Source organism: Streptomyces sp. NPDC012769 (assembly GCF_042901205.1).
Classification (GTDB): domain Bacteria; phylum Actinomycetota; class Actinomycetes; order Streptomycetales; family Streptomycetaceae; genus Streptomyces.
In genome coordinates, this window is the sequence record NZ_JBIBCP010000003.1 from 19210 (window position 1) to 34341 (window position 15132).

Below are 15132 nucleotides of genomic sequence, written 5' to 3' on the forward strand. Positions count from 1 at the left end.
TCGGGGGTTCGGAGTGTTGCCGAACGAAGTGTTCCGATATATCGTTGAAGCATCGCGACAGTTCAACGATGAATCCCGATGGAAGGAGCGTTGCGATGCGTACACATGGACACGAGCACCAGCACGGACCCGGTCGTGGGTACTGCGGGCCCGGCCCTCGCGGTGACTTCGAGGGGCGGCGCGCCGCCTTCGGCCCCTTCGGGCCGGGGCCTTTCGGCGGCGGACCCTGGGGCGGCGGCTTCGGCGGCCGGGGCGGGCGCGGCGGAGGCCGCGGACGGGCCCGGCGCGGCGATGTGCGCGCCTCGATCCTGACCCTGCTGAAGGACCGTCCGATGCACGGCTACGAGATGATCCAGGAGATCGGCGAGCGCAGCGGCGGCGCCTGGAAGCCCAGCCCCGGTTCGGTCTACCCGACCCTCCAGCTGCTGGAGGACGAAGGGCTGATCGTCAGCGAGAGCGAGGGGGGCAAGAAGCTGTTCACGCTCACCGACGCCGGGCGCGCGGAGGCCGAGGCGGGGCCCGAGGCCCCGTGGGAGGAAGCCGGACGCGGCGTCGACTGGGAGGCCCTCAACGAGGTCCGGCAGGCCGGCTTCGGTCTGATGGAGGCGTTCGGCCAGGTCTGGAAGACCGGCAGCGCCGAGCAGCGGCAGAAGGCCGTCGAGGTCATCACCGAGGCCCGCAAGAAGCTGTATCTGATCCTGGCCGACGAGCACTGAGCGGTTCCGGTCCCGGAAGGGAAGGCGCGAGACGAGGGCCCCGCGGCGATCCGCCGCGGGGCCCCTCGCCGTACGGAGCGCGGCCGTCAGGAGACCAGGCCGGCGAGCTTGCGCAGCGACTCGGTCAGCGCCGCCGTCGCCGAGTCCCTGAGCTTGCCCGCCATCAGGGAGACGGCCGCACCCGTGAACTCCCCGTCGATCCGTACGGTGGTGGCGGCGCCGTCGGGGGTGAGCGAATAGCGCGTGCCGACGACCACACCCATCGGTCCCTTGCCCCGGATCGCGAACACCCGGGCGGTCTCCAGCTCCTCCACCGTCCAGGTCACCTCGGCGGGGAAGCCCATGAGCTTCATGTTCTCCGCGAAGGTGGCACCGGTCTCCAGGTCGGCCGGGCCGCCGTTCGGGAAGTTCGTGTGGGTGGCGTTCCACTCCCCGTACGAGCCGAAGTCGGTGAGCCGCGCCCACACCTTCTCGGCCGGTGCCTCGATCCGTGCCTCCGCGCTGACTTCGGCCATGGGACCACCCCTTCACGCGTACCAGTCGGGCCTTCGGTGTCGCGGAACGTAGCCGCAGGGCCGTGAACATTCAATACTGATGAACCGTCAGTTCTGCGGTCTCTCCGTCGATCCACCAGATCTGCGCGGAGTCGAACCAGTCGGAGGCGCGCGGTCCGCCGCTCTCGTCGTGGCAGTGGAAGGCGGCCCAGAACAGATCGGCCGGCAGCGCCTCCCGCGGTGCGTACACGCGGTAGACGTACTGCCGCCCGTCGAGCGCGAGCAGGGCCACCATCCAGAACATGCCTGAAGGACGATGCGGGGCGGGCCTGTGGTTGCGAACGGGGCGCAGATCAAGGCGGCGCGCGCCCCGGGAGGCGATGTCGCACGATCTCATCCGCAAGGAGGAGGAACCGCTCGCCCGTACCCGACTCCGGTGGGATGCGCACATGCTCCTCGCCGGGGATGTTCGCGCGCTCACGGGCTGATGAGGTGGAAGGGTGCAGCCTTCCGTCCCTCCGGCCTCCGCCCCGCGCGATCCCGCCTCGTCGACCCGTCCCGCCTCCTCGCCCCTGCCTGTCCGGTCGCCCCGTCCCGTACGGTCGTCCGCGCACGCCCTCGCCCCCCGGGCGCCGCGGCCATCGCCCGCGGCACGCGGAGCGGAACTCGAGAACGTCCTGACGCCGGAGCTCATGGCGGTGGTGGCGGGCGCCCGGCGCCGGGCCCTGCGTGACGGCGACCGGCAGATCGACACCGCGCACCTCCTGCACTCCCTCGTCGAGACCGACGCCGAGGCCGCCGCGGCCTTCGAGGACGACCACCGGCTGGCCCGGATCCTCGGCTATCTCGTCCAGCGCTCCATCGGCTACGGGCTGCGCTGGCAGCGCTCCGTCGAGGACACCGGCTCCGCCCTGCCCGTGCTGCGGGGTGCGGCCGGGAATGACGGCGCCGACTGGTCGCCCGCGGCCGCCGCCGCCCTCGCGGGCGCCTTCGAGCGGGCCGCGCGGCGGGGCGACCGCCGGGCCCGGGGCCTCGATCTGCTGGCGGCACTCGCCGCCGATCCGGACAACCGGGCCGCCGAGGTGCTGCGCCGGGCCGGGGTCGACGGGGCCGCTCTCGCGGCCCGGATCGGGGAGCCGTCTCAACAGGTGTCACGGGGTTCACGCTCCTGACCGGCTCCTGTCATGATGGCCCGATGCACGCGTCTCAGGGGAGAAGCGCCGGCCTGGGACTCGCCCTGGCCTCGGCCTTCGCATTCGGTGGTTCAGGTGTCGCGGCCAAGCCGCTCATCGAGGCGGGACTCGACCCGCTGCACGTGGTGTGGCTCAGGGTGGCCGGCGCCGCGCTCGTCATGCTGCCCTTGGCCTGGCGCCACCGCGACCTGGTGCGCCGCAAGCCCGCCCTGCTCGCCGGCTTCGGACTGCTCGCCGTCGCGGGCGTCCAGGCCTGTTATTTCGCCTCCATCTCCCGGATCCCGGTCGGCGTCGCCCTGCTCATCGAATATCTCGCCCCCGCCCTGGTCCTCGGCTGGGTCCGATTCGTCCAGCGCCGGCCGGTGACCCGCGCCGCCGCCCTCGGTGTCGTCCTCGCCGTCGGCGGCCTCGCCTGTGTCGTCCAGGTCTGGTCCGGGCTGAGCTTCGACCTGCTCGGCCTGCTCCTCGCGCTCGGCGCCGCCTGCTGCCAGGTCGGCTACTTCGTCCTGTCCGACCAGGGCAGCACCGAGGCCGAACCCGTCGACCCGCTCGGCGTCATCGCGTACGGCCTCCTCGTCGGCGCCCTCGTGCTCACCGTCGTCGCCCGCCCGTGGGGCATGGACTGGTCCGTCCTCGCCGGCCACGCCGACCTCGACGGCACCGCCGCCCCCGCCTGGCTGCTGCTCGGCTGGATCGTCCTGATCGCCACCGTCCTCGCGTACGTCACCGGTGTCGTCTCGGTGCGCCGGCTCTCCCCGCAGGTCGCGGGTGTCGTGGCCTGCCTGGAGGCGGTCATCGCGACCGTGCTCGCCTGGGTGCTGCTCGGCGAGCACCTTGCCGCGCCGCAGATCATCGGCGGCGCCGTGGTCCTCGTCGGCGCCTTCATCGCCCAGTCCTCGACCCCCAAGGCGACGGGGGACGAGCCGGTCGCCGGGTCGGTGGGCGGATCGGTGGCCGCGACGGTGGCCGGCGCGGCGGCAGCCGGCTCGGACGACGGCTCGGCGGGTGGGTCCGCCGACGGCCCGGCCGGCGGTCCGGCGGACGGCGGGGCCGCCGGGAGCGGCTCGTCGCCGGTGTCGGAGGAGGCCGGGTTGTCGGGCCGACGGACCACCTCGTAGGGTGACGATCATGCACTCGACCGTTCTTCCGCCTCCCGCCGCCTAGCGCGGGCGGCACCTTCCGCTGACGAAGACCGGACTCGGCGGCCCGCACAGGGCCCCCGAGCGGTTCGTCGCTGCCCGCCCGCGCCGGAGCGAAGCGACCACCCATCCCGTCTTCACGCGGAGAACACACGTGTCGAACACTCCTGGTTCCGCCCTGTCCACCGGGCGGAGCCTCACCTACCTGATCGTCGCCGGAATCGCCTGGGGCACGGCCGGCGCCGCCGCGTCCCTGGTCTTCCGGGCCAGCGGCATGGGCCCCCTCGCCCTCTCCTTCTGGCGCTGCGTCGGCGGGCTCGCCCTGCTCCTGGGCGTGCTCGCGCTGCGCCGGGGGTCACGGACCGCCACGCCCGCCGCGACCGCCGCGACAGCCGAGCCGCGTCGGCGGCGGCTCGTCCGCATCCTCGGTACGGGGATCGGCCTGACCGTCTTCCAGAGCACCTACTTCGCCGCGGTCGAGGCCACCGGTCTCGCGGTCGGCACCGTCGTCACCCTCGGCGCCGGACCCGTGCTCATCGCGGTCGGCGCCCGGGTGCTCATGGGCGAGCGGATCGGAGCCGGCGGAGCCGCCGCCGTCGCCGGGGCGCTCGCCGGGCTGGGGGTCCTCGTCCTCGGCGGCGGAGGCGCCGACGTCCGGCCGTTCGGCATCGTCCTCGCGGTGGTGTCCGCCGCCGGATACGCGGCGATCACCCTGCTCACCCGATGGCTCGGCCGCGACGGCGGCGGCGCGGACGCGCTGTCCACCACCACCTGGTCCTTCGCCGTCGGAGCGGTCGGCCTGCTGCCGATCGCCGCGATCGAAGGGCTCCTGCCGCACACCGACGCCCCGGCGCGGCTGCTCGTCCTGCTCGTCTACGTGGCCGCCGTCCCGACCGCGCTCGCCTACGCCCTGTACTTCGCCGGGGCGGCCGTGGTCCGCGCCGCGACCGTCTCGGTGATCATGCTCCTGGAGCCGGTGAGCGCGGCGGTCGTCGCGGTCGCCCTCCTCGGCGAGACCCTCACCGCGACGACCCTCGCCGGCACCCTGCTCCTGCTCGTCGCCGTCGCGGGGCTCGCCCTCGCCGAGACCCGCACGGCGGCGGAACGCAGGCGCGAGACGGAGGCCGTGACGGGGACGGAGGCGGAGGCGGTGACGGTCTAGAGGACTGGACGGTCCACGTTCGGGGCCGTGGTGCGGCGGCGGGACTGGTGGGACAGGGCTGCCGCGTCGCCGGGGCCGGCGCGGTCGGCGAGGTGGGCGGCCACCCGGTCCTGGACGTCCCGCGGCTTGTTGCCCGCGTACTTGAACTTGGCCCGTACGTCGGTCACCTCCAGGCGCAGCACGCGGATGCCGGGCAGCAACCGCCCGAAGGGGGCCTCGCCCGCGCGCACCGGGGCGGTGCCGCCCTCCGGCTGGAAGTGGGCGACCTGCCGGTCGAGCAGGGCGGCCTTCTCCTCGGGATCGTCGACCACGTGCGCGGTGCAGCGCAGCTGGACGGCCGCGTAGTACGAGGTGGGGGTGCCGTGCTCGGACGGGGCTCCCGCGGGGGCCGCCCAAGGGCCCGGGACGAAGACGTAGTCGTCGACCACGCTCAGCAGCACGGTCGGGTTCCGCTCCAGATCGCCCCAGAGCGGGTTGGGACGCGCCAGATGGGCGATCGCCTGACCGTACGGGCCGGGCTCGGCCTCGTACCGGAAGTGCGTCGGCTGCACCCACGGCGGCTCGCCGGGGCCGCCGTTGACCGCGAGCTGCCCGAAGTCGTGGGCGGCCAGCCAGCTCCGCCACTCGCGCTCGTCGTGGGGCGCGTCCCAGGGGTGGATCAGCACGGTCGGGTCCTCAGAGGGCGGCGAGGTAGTCGGGCAGGGCGATCGACGGGTCCAGGTCGGCGGCCGGGACCGGAGTGCCGTAACCCCGCTGGACCGGGATCACCCCGGACCAGTGGGGGAGCGCGGCGTCCTCCGGATCGTCGTTGGGCCCGCCGGTGCGGACCTTGGCCGAGACCTCGGTGAGGTCGAGGCGCAGGACGGCGGTCGCGGCGAGCTCCTTGGCGTTGCCGGGACGGGAGTCGGCGGCGCGGCCGGGGACGACCTGCTCGACCAGCGCGTCGAGCGCGGTGCGCAGCTCCTCGGGGTCGGTGACCTGGTGGGCGGTGCCGTGCACCACGACCGAGCGGTAGTTGAGCGAGTGGTGGAAGGCGGACCTGGCCAGCACCAGGCCGTCCACGTGGGTCACCGTGAGGCAGACCGGCAGACCGGGCGCCGTCTCGCCGCGACCGGCCGTCCGCAGCGGCCGGGAGCCGGTCGAGCCGTGCACGTAGAGGCGCTCGCCGACCCGGCCGTAGAGGGTGGGCAGGACGACGGGCGCGCCGTCGCGGACGAAGCCGAGGTGGCAGACGTAGGCCTCGTCGAGTATCGAGTGGACCAGCTCGCGGTCGTACGAGGCCCGCTCGCGGGACCGGGTGGGGACGGTCCGCTCGGTGGGCTCGTAGCCCGTCCTCGCGGAGTCGGTGTCGGTGACCCTCGCGTCCGTCATTGCGTCTCCTATTGCACTAGTGCATACTTGGCTTTGTGCTAGGAGAGTATCGGATCGAAGGTCGTCGCGCATCGGAGATCGCCGCCAGCGTGGAGCGGGGGGTGGGCTCCGGTCGGCTCACGCCGGGGCAACTGCTTCCGCCCATGAGGGAGTTGGCGGCATCACTCGGAGTGAACCCCAACACCGTCGCGGCCGCCTACCGCACCCTGCGCGAGCGCGGGGTGATCGAGACGGACGGCCGGCGCGGCAGTCGGGTGCGCCCCGCGCCCGCCACGACGGCCCGCGGCTCCATCCGGGTCGAGGCTCCGGAGGGCGTCCGGGACGTGAGCAACGGCAGCCCGGACCCCGCCGTGCTGCCGTCGCTCGGGGCGGTCCTCGCCGAGGTCGCGCGCGAGTACGCCGAGCGGCCCCCCATGTACGGGGAGGCGCCCGTCGACGAGGAGTTCGCGCGGCTCGCGCGGACCGCCTTCGACGAGGGCGGGGTCCCGGCCGGGCCCGTCGGTGTCGCGTCCGGCTCCCTCGACGCCGTCGAGCGGGTGCTGGCCGCCCACCTCAAGCCGGGCGACGCCGTCGCCGTCGAGGACCCCGGCTGGGGCAGCCTCCTCGACCTCGTACCGGCGCTCGGACTGCGGCCCGTGCCGGTCGCCGTCGACGACGAAGGGCCGCTGCCCGGCGCCGTGGCGCGGGCGCTGCGGGCCGGGGCGCGGGCGGTGATCGTCACCGACCGGGCCCAGAACCCGACCGGCGCCTGCGTCACGGCCGGGCGCGCCGCCGAACTGCGGGCGGTCCTCGACGGCCACCCGGACGTGCTGCTGATCGAGGACGACCACGGGCACGGCATCGTCGCGCAGCCGCTGCACCCGCTCGCCGACGGGCGGGGCAGATGGGTCTTCGTACGCTCCGTGGCCAAGGCGTGGGGCCCCGACCTGCGGATCGCCGCCTTCACCGGGGATCCGGAGACCGTCGACCGGGTCCTCGGACGCCAGCGGCTCGGCCCCGGCTGGGTCAGCCGGCTGCTCCAGCGGGCCGTGGTCCATCTGTGGACCACCGGGGCCGTCGACCCGGCGGTCGTGGCCGCCTCGTACGGGGCGCGCCGCGACGGTCTGGTCCGCGCGCTCGCCCGGCGCGGGGTGGAGGCGCACGGACGCAGCGGCATGAACGTGTGGGTGCCGGTCGCCGACGAGACCGGGGCCGTCGCCCGGCTCCTGGCGGCGGGATGGGCGGTCGCCCCCGGGGCCCGGTTCCGGATGGACGCGGGCCCGGCGATCCGCGTGACGGTCTCGGGGATCACGCGGGGCGACATCGAACCGCTCGCCGACGCCGTCGCGTACGCGGCAGGCCCGGCGCCGGCCCGCAGCTACGGCTGACGGCCGGGGCGTCGCGCCCGGCGGGTCACGGCGAGGGCTTACGTCCGGACGACGCCCTCCTCGCTGCGGCTCCCCAGTGGTCCTTCGGCGACGGCGGCGGGGGGAGGGGCAGGGGCAGGCGTACGGGTGGGGGACGTGGCCGTGGCGGCAGTCCGGCGGCTCGGGGCGCGGGTCTGGGTCAGGGCCGCGCCCGCCAGGACGATCAGGGCGCCCACCGGGGTGTTCCACGCCAGCTGCTCGCCGAGCAGGGCGACCCCGGCGGCCGTGGCGATGACCGGGATGAAGTACGTGACCATGGACGCCGTCGTCGGACCGACCTCCGCGACCACGCCGTACTGGAGTAGCATCGCCCAGCCCGTGCCCAGCGCCCCGAGGGCGACGACCGCGAGGAGGGGGACGATCTCGACGCGGTCCGGGAGGCTCGTGAACAGAGGTGTGACCAACGCGAGTTGGAGGGTCGCGAGGCCGACCTGGCCGGTCGCGAGCGAGAGGTTCGAGGCGCCGGTGCCGGTCAGTGTGCGGCGGACGTAGATCCAGCCGACCGCGTAGCTGAACGAGGCGAGCAGGGCCAGCGCCGTGCCCGTGACGTCGAGGCCCGAGAAGCCCTGCCACGCGCCGAGCACGGTCAGGACGCCGACGAAGCCGATGCCGAGCCCGGCGGCGCGCACCCGCGTCGGGCGGTCCTCGGAGAGCGCGACGAGCGACAGGGCCATGCCCCACAGCGGGGTCGTGGCGTTGCAGATGCCGGCGAGCGTCGAGGGGATCGTCAGCTCGGCGTACGAGAAGAGGGAGAACGGCAGGGCGTTGAGGAGGAAGGCCGCCACCGCCAGGTGGCCCCAGGTGCGGGCGCCTCGCGGCAGCCGGTCGCGCTTCACGCCGAGGGCCACCGCGAGCACCGCCGTACCGAAGAGGAGACGGCCGAAGGTGACCTGGAACGGGGCGAAACCGTCCGTGCCGACCTTGATGAGGAGGAAGCTGAAGCCCCAGATCAGGGCCAGGACACCGAAGCGGATGCGCCAGTTCATGCCCTCAGGGTGGCCGAGCGCACTTCGTAGCACAAGCGAGAGTTCGTGAGGGTCTTCTCGTAGAATCGCTAACATGTTGAATCTGGAGCGCCTGCGGACCCTGGACGCCGTCGCCCGGCACGGCTCGGTGAGCGCCGCCGCCGAAGGGCTGCACGTCACGACCTCGGCCGTCTCGCAGCAGCTGTCGAAGCTGGAGCGGGAGGTCGGCCAGCAGCTGCTGGCCAGGAGCGGGCGGGGGGTCCGGCTCACCGACGCGGGGCTGCTGCTCGCCGAGCACGCCTCCCGGATCCTGTCCCAGGTCCAGCTCGCCCAGGCGGACATCGAGGCGCAGCGCGGCCAGGTGGTCGGCGAGGTGCGCATCGCCGCCTTCCCCACGGCGATGCGCGGCCTGTTCCCCACCGCCATCCGGGCCCTGCGCGCCGCCCACCCGGAACTGAGGGTGCACACGGCCGAGTGGGAACCGGACCTGGGCGTGCGCGAGGTGCTGCGCGGGGACAGCGACCTGGCCGTCGTCCTGGACTGGAGCAACAAGCGGGCCCCCGTTCCGGCCGGGCTCGAACGGGCCCATCTGCTCGACGACTCCGCCGACGTCGCCCTGCCCTGCGACCATCCGCTGGCCGGGAGCGCGACGGTGGACCTGGAGGACTTCGCGGGGGAGGAGTGGGTGTCCTGGCCCGCGGGTGAGTTCTGCCACGACTGGCTGATGTTCACCCTCCGCTCCAAGGGCGTCGAACCCCGGATCGCCCATGTCGCCGGCGACCACCACACCCAGCTCGCCCTCGTCGCCGCCGGCCTCGGCATCTGCGTCGCCCCCCGTCTCGGCCGGCCGGCGACGATGGACGGCGTCTCCTTCGTACCCGTACGGCAGGCGGTTCGGCGGCACATCTACGCCACCTGGCGCACGGATGCCGGGCGTCGGCCGTCCATCCGTGCGGTGGTCGACGCCCTGCGGGAGGCGGGAGCCGCCGGGCAGGACCGGCCGGGGGCTCCTTAGCCCTCGGCGGGAGGCTGCGGGGAGCCCATCTTGCGGAAGTCCCAGGAGGCCACGGCGTCCGGGGTGAGGCGCAGCCATGCGTGCCGCCCGTCGTGGGGCATGCTGTCGAGGCCGAAGTTCTTGGCGGCGAAGAGCCGCTCGGGGGCGTCCAGTTCGGGACAGGCCTCACCGGTGCGCGGTGCCTCGCCCACGAATTCCACGGTGCCCGAGAGCTCCACCCCGCGCAGCTCGCCGTACTCCTCGCCGTCGTCCACCACGACCGCGATGTGCGGCCGGGCCCGCAGTTCGGCCCAACGGCGGCTCCGGGTGAGGGAGTAGAGCCACAGCGAGGTGCCGTCCCAGACGAACCAGAGGGCGCTGACGTGCGGGCGCCCGTCGGCGGAGACGGTCGCCACCCGGCAGGTGCGCTGTTCGGTGAGGAAGGTGTCGAGCTCGGCCGGGGTCATCATGATCCGGCGTCCACGGCGCTGTGCGACGGTCATCGTCCGCACCCTTCTGGATTTCTGATGGTGTGTCAGAAATCATGGGGGCTCCGCGGCCGTGGTGCAAGGTGCCGCCGCGAGGCGAGATGCCGCCATGACGGGCGACAGCGAGGAGGACACCGTGAGGCAGGAGGACACCGTGAGGCAGCGGGAACGGCTCAGGGAGCGGCTCAGGGAACAGCTCACCCCCGACGAGACCGTGCTGCTCACCGTCGAATGCCAGGAGGGCGTCGTGGGCGAGGACGGCGCCCTGCCCGAGCTCGCCGCCGCCGCCCGCTCCACGGGCGCCCTGCGCAATGTCGCCCGGCTGGTCGCCGCCGCGCACGAGGCCGGAGTGCAGGTCCTGCACGCCGTCGCCGAGCGCCGGCCCGACGGGCGCGGCGCCAACCGCAACGCCCGCCTCTTCCGCGCCGCCGCCCGGCTCCCCGTGCAGCAGCACAGCGGAAGCGCCGCCGTGCGCGTCGCCGCACCGATCGAGGTGGCCGAGCAGGACCTCGTGGTGCGCCGCCTGCACGGCCTCTCGCCGATCGCCGGCACCGACGTGGACGCGCTGCTGCGCAACCTCGGCTGCCTGAACCTGGTCGTCACCGGCGTCTCCGCCAACGTGGCGATCCCCAACGCCGTCTTCGACGCCGTCAACCTCGGCTACACCGTCGTCGTGCCCGGCGACGCCATCGCGGGAGTGCCGGCCGACTACCCGCCCGCGATGATCCGCCACACCCTCGCCCTGGTCGCCACCGTGACGACCACCGACGAGGTCCTCGGCTGCTGGAAGACCCCCCGCCGGGTCAGCCGAGCCTGATCGCGTCCCCGATCACCTCGATCGGGACCGGCTCCAGGGGCTGGGTCGCCGGCCCCTTCTTCACGCTGCCGTCCGTGGCGTCGAAGCGGCTCTGGTGGCAGGGACAGACGATGATCCCATCGGCCACGCTGCCGACATGACACCCCTGGTGGGGGCAGCGCGACGAGTACGCCTTGAACTCGCCCGCCTTCGGCTGGGTGACGACCACCCCCCGGTCGGCGAGCACCTTGCCGCCGCCCACCGGGACCTCAGCGGTGCGCGCGAGCGGCGCCTCCTGGCCCGTACCTTCGGACGCGCCCCCTCCACCGGACGCATCTCCTCCGCCCGAGGCCTCCTTGCCGTCCTGCGCGTTCCCGCCGCAGGCGGCGAGAGCCGCCACCAGCCCCGCCCCGCTCGCCGCCGCGACGACCGACCTGCGCCCCACACCGCTCATACCGCACCCTTTCGGATCACCGGAGTCCCGCCCGTACGCGCGCCATGGTGGCGGATGGAACCACCTGCGCGCCATGAAAACCGGAACGGCGCATCCGACAGAGCGACAGAAGGGGAAACACGGAAGGGAGAGAAGGGCAAACGGGGGACGAAGACACGGACGGGACTCGACCCCGCCCGTCCCGTCCCGCCCCGCCCGCGGACGCATACACGTACACGTTCACGAAGGAGGCCGAGCGGCCATGGCCCCACCCCAGCGCGGCGACACCGCCGGAGCCCTCTGCCTGGTCACCGGCGCGGGCGGCTACATCGGAGGGCGGCTCGTCCCCGAGCTCCTCGACGCCGGATACCGGGTGCGCTGCCTCGCCAGGACCCCGGCCCACCTCCAGGACCACCCGTGGGCGGACCGCGTCGAGATCGTCCGCGGCGACGTCACCGACGCCGAAAGCCTGCGGCCGGCCCTCGACGGCGCCGACATCGGCTACTACCTCGTCCACTCGATGGGCTCCGGCACCCGCTTCGAGGAGACCGACCGGCGCGCCGCCCGCACCTTCGCCGCCGAAGCGCGGCGGGCGGGGCTGCGGCGCATCGTCTACCTCGGCGGCCTCACCCCGCGCGACGTGCCCGAAGAGCGGCTCTCGCCCCACCTGCGGTCCCGCGCCGAGGTCGGCCGGATCCTGCTCGACTCCGGCGTCCCGACCACCGTCCTCAAGGCGGCCGTCGTCATCGGCTCCGGCTCGGCGTCCTTCGAGATGCTGCGCTATCTGACCGAACGGCTGCCGGTGATGGTCACCCCGAGCTGGGTGGGCACACGGGTGCAGCCGATCGCGGTGCGTGACGTGCTGCGCTGTCTGGTCGGCAGCGCCGCGATGGCGCCGGAGGTCAACCGGAGCTTCGACATCGGCGGGCCGGACATCCTCACCTACCGGGAGATGATGATCCGGTACGCGGCCGTCGCCCGCCTCCCGCGGCGGCTCATCGTGTCCGTCCCCATGCTCACCCCGCGCCTGTCGAGCCAGTGGATCGGACTCGTCACCCCCGTGCCCGCCTCCCTCGCCCGACCGCTGGCCGAGTCCCTGCGGTACGAGGTGGTGTGCGCCGAACACGACATCCGCGCGTTCGTCCCCGACCCGCCGGGCGGCGCCCTCCCCTTCGACCGGGCGCTCGAACTCGCCCTCCAGCGGGTGCAGGACGCGCAGGTCACGACCCGATGGTCCTCCGCCTCGCTGCCCGGAGCCCCCAGCGATCCGCTGCCCACCGACCCGGACTGGGCGGGCGGCAGCCTGTACGCGGACGAACGCAGCCGCACGGTCGACACCGACCCCGCCCGGCTGTGGCGGGTCATCGAGGGTGTGGGCGGCGAGAACGGCTGGTACTCCTTCCCCCTCGCCTGGGCGGTACGGGGCTGGCTCGACCGGCTCGTCGGCGGTGTCGGCCTGCGCCGCGGACGCCGGGACGCCCAGCGCCTGCGGGTCGGCGACGCGCTCGACTTCTGGCGCGTCGAGGAGATCGAACGCGGTCGGCTGCTCCGGCTGCGCGCCGAGATGCGGCTCCCGGGCCTCGCCTGGCTGGAGATGCGCGCCGAACGCGACGACGCCGGCCGCACGCGCTACCACCAGCGCGCGCTGTTCCATCCGCGCGGGCTCGCGGGACAGCTGTACTGGTGGAGCGTGTCCCCCTTCCACGCGGTCGTCTTCGGCGGCATGGCGCGGAACATCGCGCGGACCGCGGAGAAGGCGGCGCGGGCGGAAGCGCAGGGGCAGGGGCAGGGACAGGCGAAGGAGCAGGAGCAGGAGCAGGAGCGGGATCAGGGGCAGGGGCAGGGAGTGAGGTCGTGAACGGCCCCGCCGCCGTCGTCCTGTTCACCTCGGACCTCCGCGTCCACGACCATCCGCCGCTGCGCGCCGCCACCACCGGCGGACGCGACGTCGTGCCGCTCTTCGTCCGGGACCCGGCCGTCGACCGCGCCGGCTTCGCCGCGCCCAACCGGCTGGCGTTCCTCGCCGACTGCCTCGCCGACCTCGACCGCGCCCTGCGCGGGCGCGGCGGCCGGCTGGTCCTTCGTGACGGGGACACGGTGGCCGAGGTGTGCGCCGTGGTCCGGGAGGCCGGGGCCGACGAGGTGCACATGGCGGCCGGCTGCTCGGCCTTCGCCCGCGTGCGCGAGGAGCGGCTGCGCCGCGCGCTGGAGGCGGAGCGGTGCCGGCTGCACGTCCACGACGGCGTGATCACCGCCGTACCGCCCGGAGACCTCGCCCCTCAGGGCTCCGACCACTTCGCCGTCTTCACCCCCTACTTCCGGCGCTGGGTCGCCGAACCCCTCCGCGCGCCCCTCGCGGCGCCCCGGGCGGTACGGGTGCCGAGCGCGGTCCGCTCCGCGGAGCCGCCCTCGCGGTCGGCCGTGCCGGGCGTGTCCCGGGGCCTCGCGGCCGGCGGCGAGACGGAGGGCCGCAAGCGGCTCGGGTCCTGGCTGGCGCGGCACGCCGACGCGTACGAGGAGCGGCACGACGACCTCGCGGGCGATGCCACCTCGCGCCTCTCGCCGCATCTGCACTTCGGCACCGTCTCCGCCGTCGAGGCGGTGCACCGGGCGCGCGGGCGGGGCGGGCCCGGCGCCGAGGCGTTCGTGCGGCAGCTGTGCTGGCGGGACTTCCACCACCAGGTGCTGGCCGCCCGGCCCCGCGCCGCGACCGATGACTACCGGCCTCGCCACGACCGGTGGCGGCGCGGGCCGGGGGCCGAGGCGGACCTGGCGGCCTGGCGCGAGGGCAGGACCGGCTACCCGCTGGTGGACGCGGCGATGCGGCAACTCGCCCACGAGGGCTGGATGCACAACCGCGGGCGGCTGGTCGCCGCCTCGTTCCTGACCAAGACGCTGTACGTGGACTGGCGCGCGGGCGCCCGCCACTTCCTGGACCTGCTGGTGGACGGCGACCTGGCGAACAACCAGCTCAACTGGCAGTGGGTGGCCGGGACGGGGACGGACACCAGGCCGAACCGGGTGCTCAATCCGGTCCGGCAGGGCCGGCGGTACGACCCGGAGGGCGCGTACGTACGGCGCTGGGTCCCCGAGCTCGCCGGGCTGGGGGCGCCCGAGGTGCACGAGCCGTGGCGGCTCACCGGGCCCGACCGGGCGGCGCTGGACTACCCGGAGCCGGTGATCGGGCTCGCGGACGGCCTCGCGCGGTTCCGCGCCGCACGGGAAGGGCTGCTCGCTCCAGAGGAGTGATGCACAACCGATGCGAGTGGAACGGACTCGTTCGCCGGGTCGAGGCTGGGGTGTGCCGGAAGGCATCGCGGAACGCACCGCCCGTCCCCGGGTGGCCGTCGGGCGAAGGAGCCGTCATGACCACACTCTCGGATCTCCCGCATCCCCTTGACCTCTCGGACGAGGAGGTCGGCCGTGGCATCGCGCGGGGCGACGAGCGCTGTCTCACCGAGGCGCACCACCGCTGGGGCGGCCTCGTGCAGACACTCGCGGCGCGCGTTCTGGGCGATCCGCGCGAGGCCGAGGACGTCGCCCAGCAGGTCTTCGTCGCCGCGTGGCGCGGCCGGGCCGGGTTCCGCCCCGAGCGGGGCACCGTGCCCGCCTGGCTGCTGGGCATCACCCGCCACAAGACCGCCGACGCGCTCGCCGACCGGACCCGGCGCCGCGAGATCGCGGCCGCCGTCGCCCCGCGACCGGACGCCGAGGCCGACCACGGCCACGACCGCGTCCTGGACCGCGTGCTGGTGACCCGGGAACTGGCCCGCCTCCCGCGCGTCCAGCGCGACGTCCTGGCGCTGGCCTTCTACGGCGACCTGACCCACACGCAGATCGCCGACCGCACGGGCCTGCCGCTCGGCACGGTGAAGAGCCACGCACGCCGGGGCCTGCGAAGCCTGCGCCGGAACCTGGAGTTGACCGGCGCCGCCCCCGCCGGCTGAGACACGGCCGGACCGTCGGCCCCCGCGG

At 74.5% G+C, this 15132-nt stretch carries 17 protein-coding genes; 10 read left to right on the forward strand and 7 right to left on the reverse strand.

Going from position 1 to position 15132, the window contains the following annotated elements; translation table 11 throughout:
* Positions 1 to 95 precede the first annotated feature (95 nt).
* A complete protein-coding gene (locus ACFY7C_RS15435) occupies positions 96 to 716 on the forward strand; it encodes a PadR family transcriptional regulator (protein WP_389649603.1) in 621 nt (206 codons plus the stop codon).
* Positions 717 to 802: 86 nt separating this feature from the next.
* Here ACFY7C_RS15435 and ACFY7C_RS15440 read toward each other — a convergent pair whose 3' ends face one another.
* Positions 803 to 1231 (reverse strand): SRPBCC family protein, encoded by a 429-nt coding sequence (locus ACFY7C_RS15440; RefSeq protein ID WP_389649606.1) that lies wholly within the window; start codon positions 1229 to 1231, stop codon positions 803 to 805.
* Positions 1232 to 1301: 70 nt separating this feature from the next.
* Entirely contained in the window at positions 1302 to 1514 is a 213-nt protein-coding gene (locus ACFY7C_RS15445; protein ID WP_345490442.1) for a hypothetical protein, read from the reverse strand.
* 268 nt (positions 1515 to 1782) lie between these two features.
* Between ACFY7C_RS15445 and ACFY7C_RS15450 the strand changes: the two genes are divergently transcribed.
* The 3 genes from ACFY7C_RS15450 to ACFY7C_RS15460 all read left to right on the forward strand — a co-directional run bounded on the left by ACFY7C_RS15450 (position 1783) and on the right by ACFY7C_RS15460 (position 4704).
* Complete coding sequence (locus ACFY7C_RS15450; RefSeq protein WP_389652651.1) at positions 1783 to 2382, forward strand: Clp protease N-terminal domain-containing protein; 600 nt, start codon at positions 1783 to 1785, stop codon at positions 2380 to 2382.
* Between the two features lie 23 nt (positions 2383 to 2405).
* Positions 2406 to 3521: a DMT family transporter gene (locus tag ACFY7C_RS15455; RefSeq protein WP_389649609.1), complete on the forward strand. Its 1116-nt coding sequence runs from the start codon at positions 2406 to 2408 to the stop codon at positions 3519 to 3521.
* 175 nt (positions 3522 to 3696) lie between these two features.
* The gene (locus ACFY7C_RS15460; RefSeq protein ID WP_389649612.1) at positions 3697 to 4704 is read left to right on the forward strand and encodes a DMT family transporter; all 1008 of its coding nucleotides are present in this window, start codon (positions 3697 to 3699) and stop codon (positions 4702 to 4704) included.
* Here the strand turns inward: ACFY7C_RS15460 and ACFY7C_RS15465 are convergent.
* Together ACFY7C_RS15465 and ACFY7C_RS15470 are read right to left on the reverse strand one after the other, a co-directional pair.
* A complete protein-coding gene (locus tag ACFY7C_RS15465; RefSeq protein WP_389649615.1) occupies positions 4701 to 5369 on the reverse strand; it encodes an FMN-binding negative transcriptional regulator in 669 nt (222 codons plus the stop codon). The genes ACFY7C_RS15460 and ACFY7C_RS15465 overlap by 4 nt on opposite strands.
* Positions 5370 to 5379: 10 nt before the next feature.
* The gene (locus ACFY7C_RS15470; RefSeq protein WP_389649617.1) at positions 5380 to 6075 is read right to left on the reverse strand and encodes a pyridoxamine 5'-phosphate oxidase family protein; all 696 of its coding nucleotides are present in this window, start codon (positions 6073 to 6075) and stop codon (positions 5380 to 5382) included.
* A gap of 35 nt (positions 6076 to 6110) precedes the next feature.
* Between ACFY7C_RS15470 and ACFY7C_RS15475 the strand changes: the two genes are divergently transcribed.
* A complete protein-coding gene (locus ACFY7C_RS15475) occupies positions 6111 to 7442 on the forward strand; it encodes an aminotransferase class I/II-fold pyridoxal phosphate-dependent enzyme (protein ID WP_389649620.1) in 1332 nt (443 codons plus the stop codon).
* Positions 7443 to 7480: 38 nt separating this feature from the next.
* Here the strand turns inward: ACFY7C_RS15475 and ACFY7C_RS15480 are convergent, their stop codons facing one another.
* Positions 7481 to 8467 carry a DMT family transporter gene (locus ACFY7C_RS15480; RefSeq protein WP_389649623.1) on the reverse strand — a complete coding sequence of 329 codons (987 nt, stop codon included), beginning with the start codon at positions 8465 to 8467 and terminating at the stop codon, positions 7481 to 7483.
* Between the two features lie 73 nt (positions 8468 to 8540).
* Between ACFY7C_RS15480 and ACFY7C_RS15485 the strand changes: the two genes are divergently transcribed.
* Positions 8541 to 9461 (forward strand): LysR family transcriptional regulator, encoded by a 921-nt coding sequence (locus ACFY7C_RS15485; protein WP_389649626.1) that lies wholly within the window; start codon positions 8541 to 8543, stop codon positions 9459 to 9461.
* Here the strand turns inward: ACFY7C_RS15485 and ACFY7C_RS15490 are convergent.
* Complete coding sequence (locus ACFY7C_RS15490; protein ID WP_389649629.1) at positions 9458 to 9943, reverse strand: pyridoxamine 5'-phosphate oxidase family protein; 486 nt, start codon at positions 9941 to 9943, stop codon at positions 9458 to 9460. The two genes, ACFY7C_RS15485 and ACFY7C_RS15490, sit on opposite strands and share 4 nt — an antisense overlap.
* 94 nt (positions 9944 to 10037) lie before the next feature.
* Between ACFY7C_RS15490 and ACFY7C_RS15495 the strand changes: the two genes are divergently transcribed.
* Positions 10038 to 10745, forward strand: coding sequence for a cysteine hydrolase (locus ACFY7C_RS15495; RefSeq protein WP_389649631.1), 708 nt, complete (start codon positions 10038 to 10040; stop codon positions 10743 to 10745).
* Here ACFY7C_RS15495 and ACFY7C_RS15500 read toward each other — a convergent pair.
* Positions 10732 to 11178, reverse strand: a complete 447-nt coding sequence (locus ACFY7C_RS15500) for a Rieske (2Fe-2S) protein (RefSeq protein ID WP_389649634.1) — start codon at positions 11176 to 11178, stop codon at positions 10732 to 10734. The two genes, ACFY7C_RS15495 and ACFY7C_RS15500, sit on opposite strands and share 14 nt — an antisense overlap.
* Before the next feature lie 241 nt (positions 11179 to 11419).
* Between ACFY7C_RS15500 and ACFY7C_RS15505 the strand changes: the two genes are divergently transcribed.
* From ACFY7C_RS15505 to ACFY7C_RS15515, 3 genes are all read left to right on the forward strand, one after another.
* Positions 11420 to 13015 (forward strand): SDR family oxidoreductase, encoded by a 1596-nt coding sequence (locus ACFY7C_RS15505; RefSeq protein WP_389649637.1) that lies wholly within the window; start codon positions 11420 to 11422, stop codon positions 13013 to 13015.
* The gene (locus tag ACFY7C_RS15510) at positions 13012 to 14406 is read left to right on the forward strand and encodes a cryptochrome/photolyase family protein (protein ID WP_389649640.1); all 1395 of its coding nucleotides are present in this window, start codon (positions 13012 to 13014) and stop codon (positions 14404 to 14406) included. Before ACFY7C_RS15505 ends, ACFY7C_RS15510 begins: the two co-directional genes overlap by 4 nt.
* Before the next feature lie 116 nt (positions 14407 to 14522).
* A complete protein-coding gene (locus ACFY7C_RS15515) occupies positions 14523 to 15104 on the forward strand; it encodes an RNA polymerase sigma factor (protein ID WP_389649643.1) in 582 nt (193 codons plus the stop codon).
* Positions 15105 to 15132: the final 28 nt, after the last annotated feature.

Bases quoted from the DNA above. Each gene is read 5' to 3' on its own strand.
- ACFY7C_RS15485 (WP_389649626.1), top strand. From the start codon at position 8,541: ATGTTGAATCTGGAGCGCCTGCGGACCCTGGACGCCGTCGCCCGGCAC.
- ACFY7C_RS15515 (WP_389649643.1), top strand. From the start codon at position 14,523: ATGACCACACTCTCGGATCTCCCGCATCCCCTTGACCTCTCGGACGAG.
- ACFY7C_RS15455 (WP_389649609.1), top strand. From the start codon at position 2,406: ATGCACGCGTCTCAGGGGAGAAGCGCCGGCCTGGGACTCGCCCTGGCC.
- ACFY7C_RS15445 (WP_345490442.1), bottom strand. From the start codon at position 1,514: ATGTTCTGGATGGTGGCCCTGCTCGCGCTCGACGGGCGGCAGTACGTC.
- ACFY7C_RS15495 (WP_389649631.1), top strand. From the start codon at position 10,038: ATGACGGGCGACAGCGAGGAGGACACCGTGAGGCAGGAGGACACCGTG.
- ACFY7C_RS15490 (WP_389649629.1), bottom strand. From the start codon at position 9,943: ATGACCGTCGCACAGCGCCGTGGACGCCGGATCATGATGACCCCGGCC.
- ACFY7C_RS15500 (WP_389649634.1), bottom strand. From the start codon at position 11,178: ATGAGCGGTGTGGGGCGCAGGTCGGTCGTCGCGGCGGCGAGCGGGGCG.
- ACFY7C_RS15440 (WP_389649606.1), bottom strand. From the start codon at position 1,231: ATGGCCGAAGTCAGCGCGGAGGCACGGATCGAGGCACCGGCCGAGAAG.
- ACFY7C_RS15435 (WP_389649603.1), top strand. From the start codon at position 96: ATGCGTACACATGGACACGAGCACCAGCACGGACCCGGTCGTGGGTAC.
- ACFY7C_RS15480 (WP_389649623.1), bottom strand. From the start codon at position 8,467: ATGAACTGGCGCATCCGCTTCGGTGTCCTGGCCCTGATCTGGGGCTTC.
- ACFY7C_RS15505 (WP_389649637.1), top strand. From the start codon at position 11,420: ATGGCCCCACCCCAGCGCGGCGACACCGCCGGAGCCCTCTGCCTGGTC.
- ACFY7C_RS15470 (WP_389649617.1), bottom strand. From the start codon at position 6,075: ATGACGGACGCGAGGGTCACCGACACCGACTCCGCGAGGACGGGCTAC.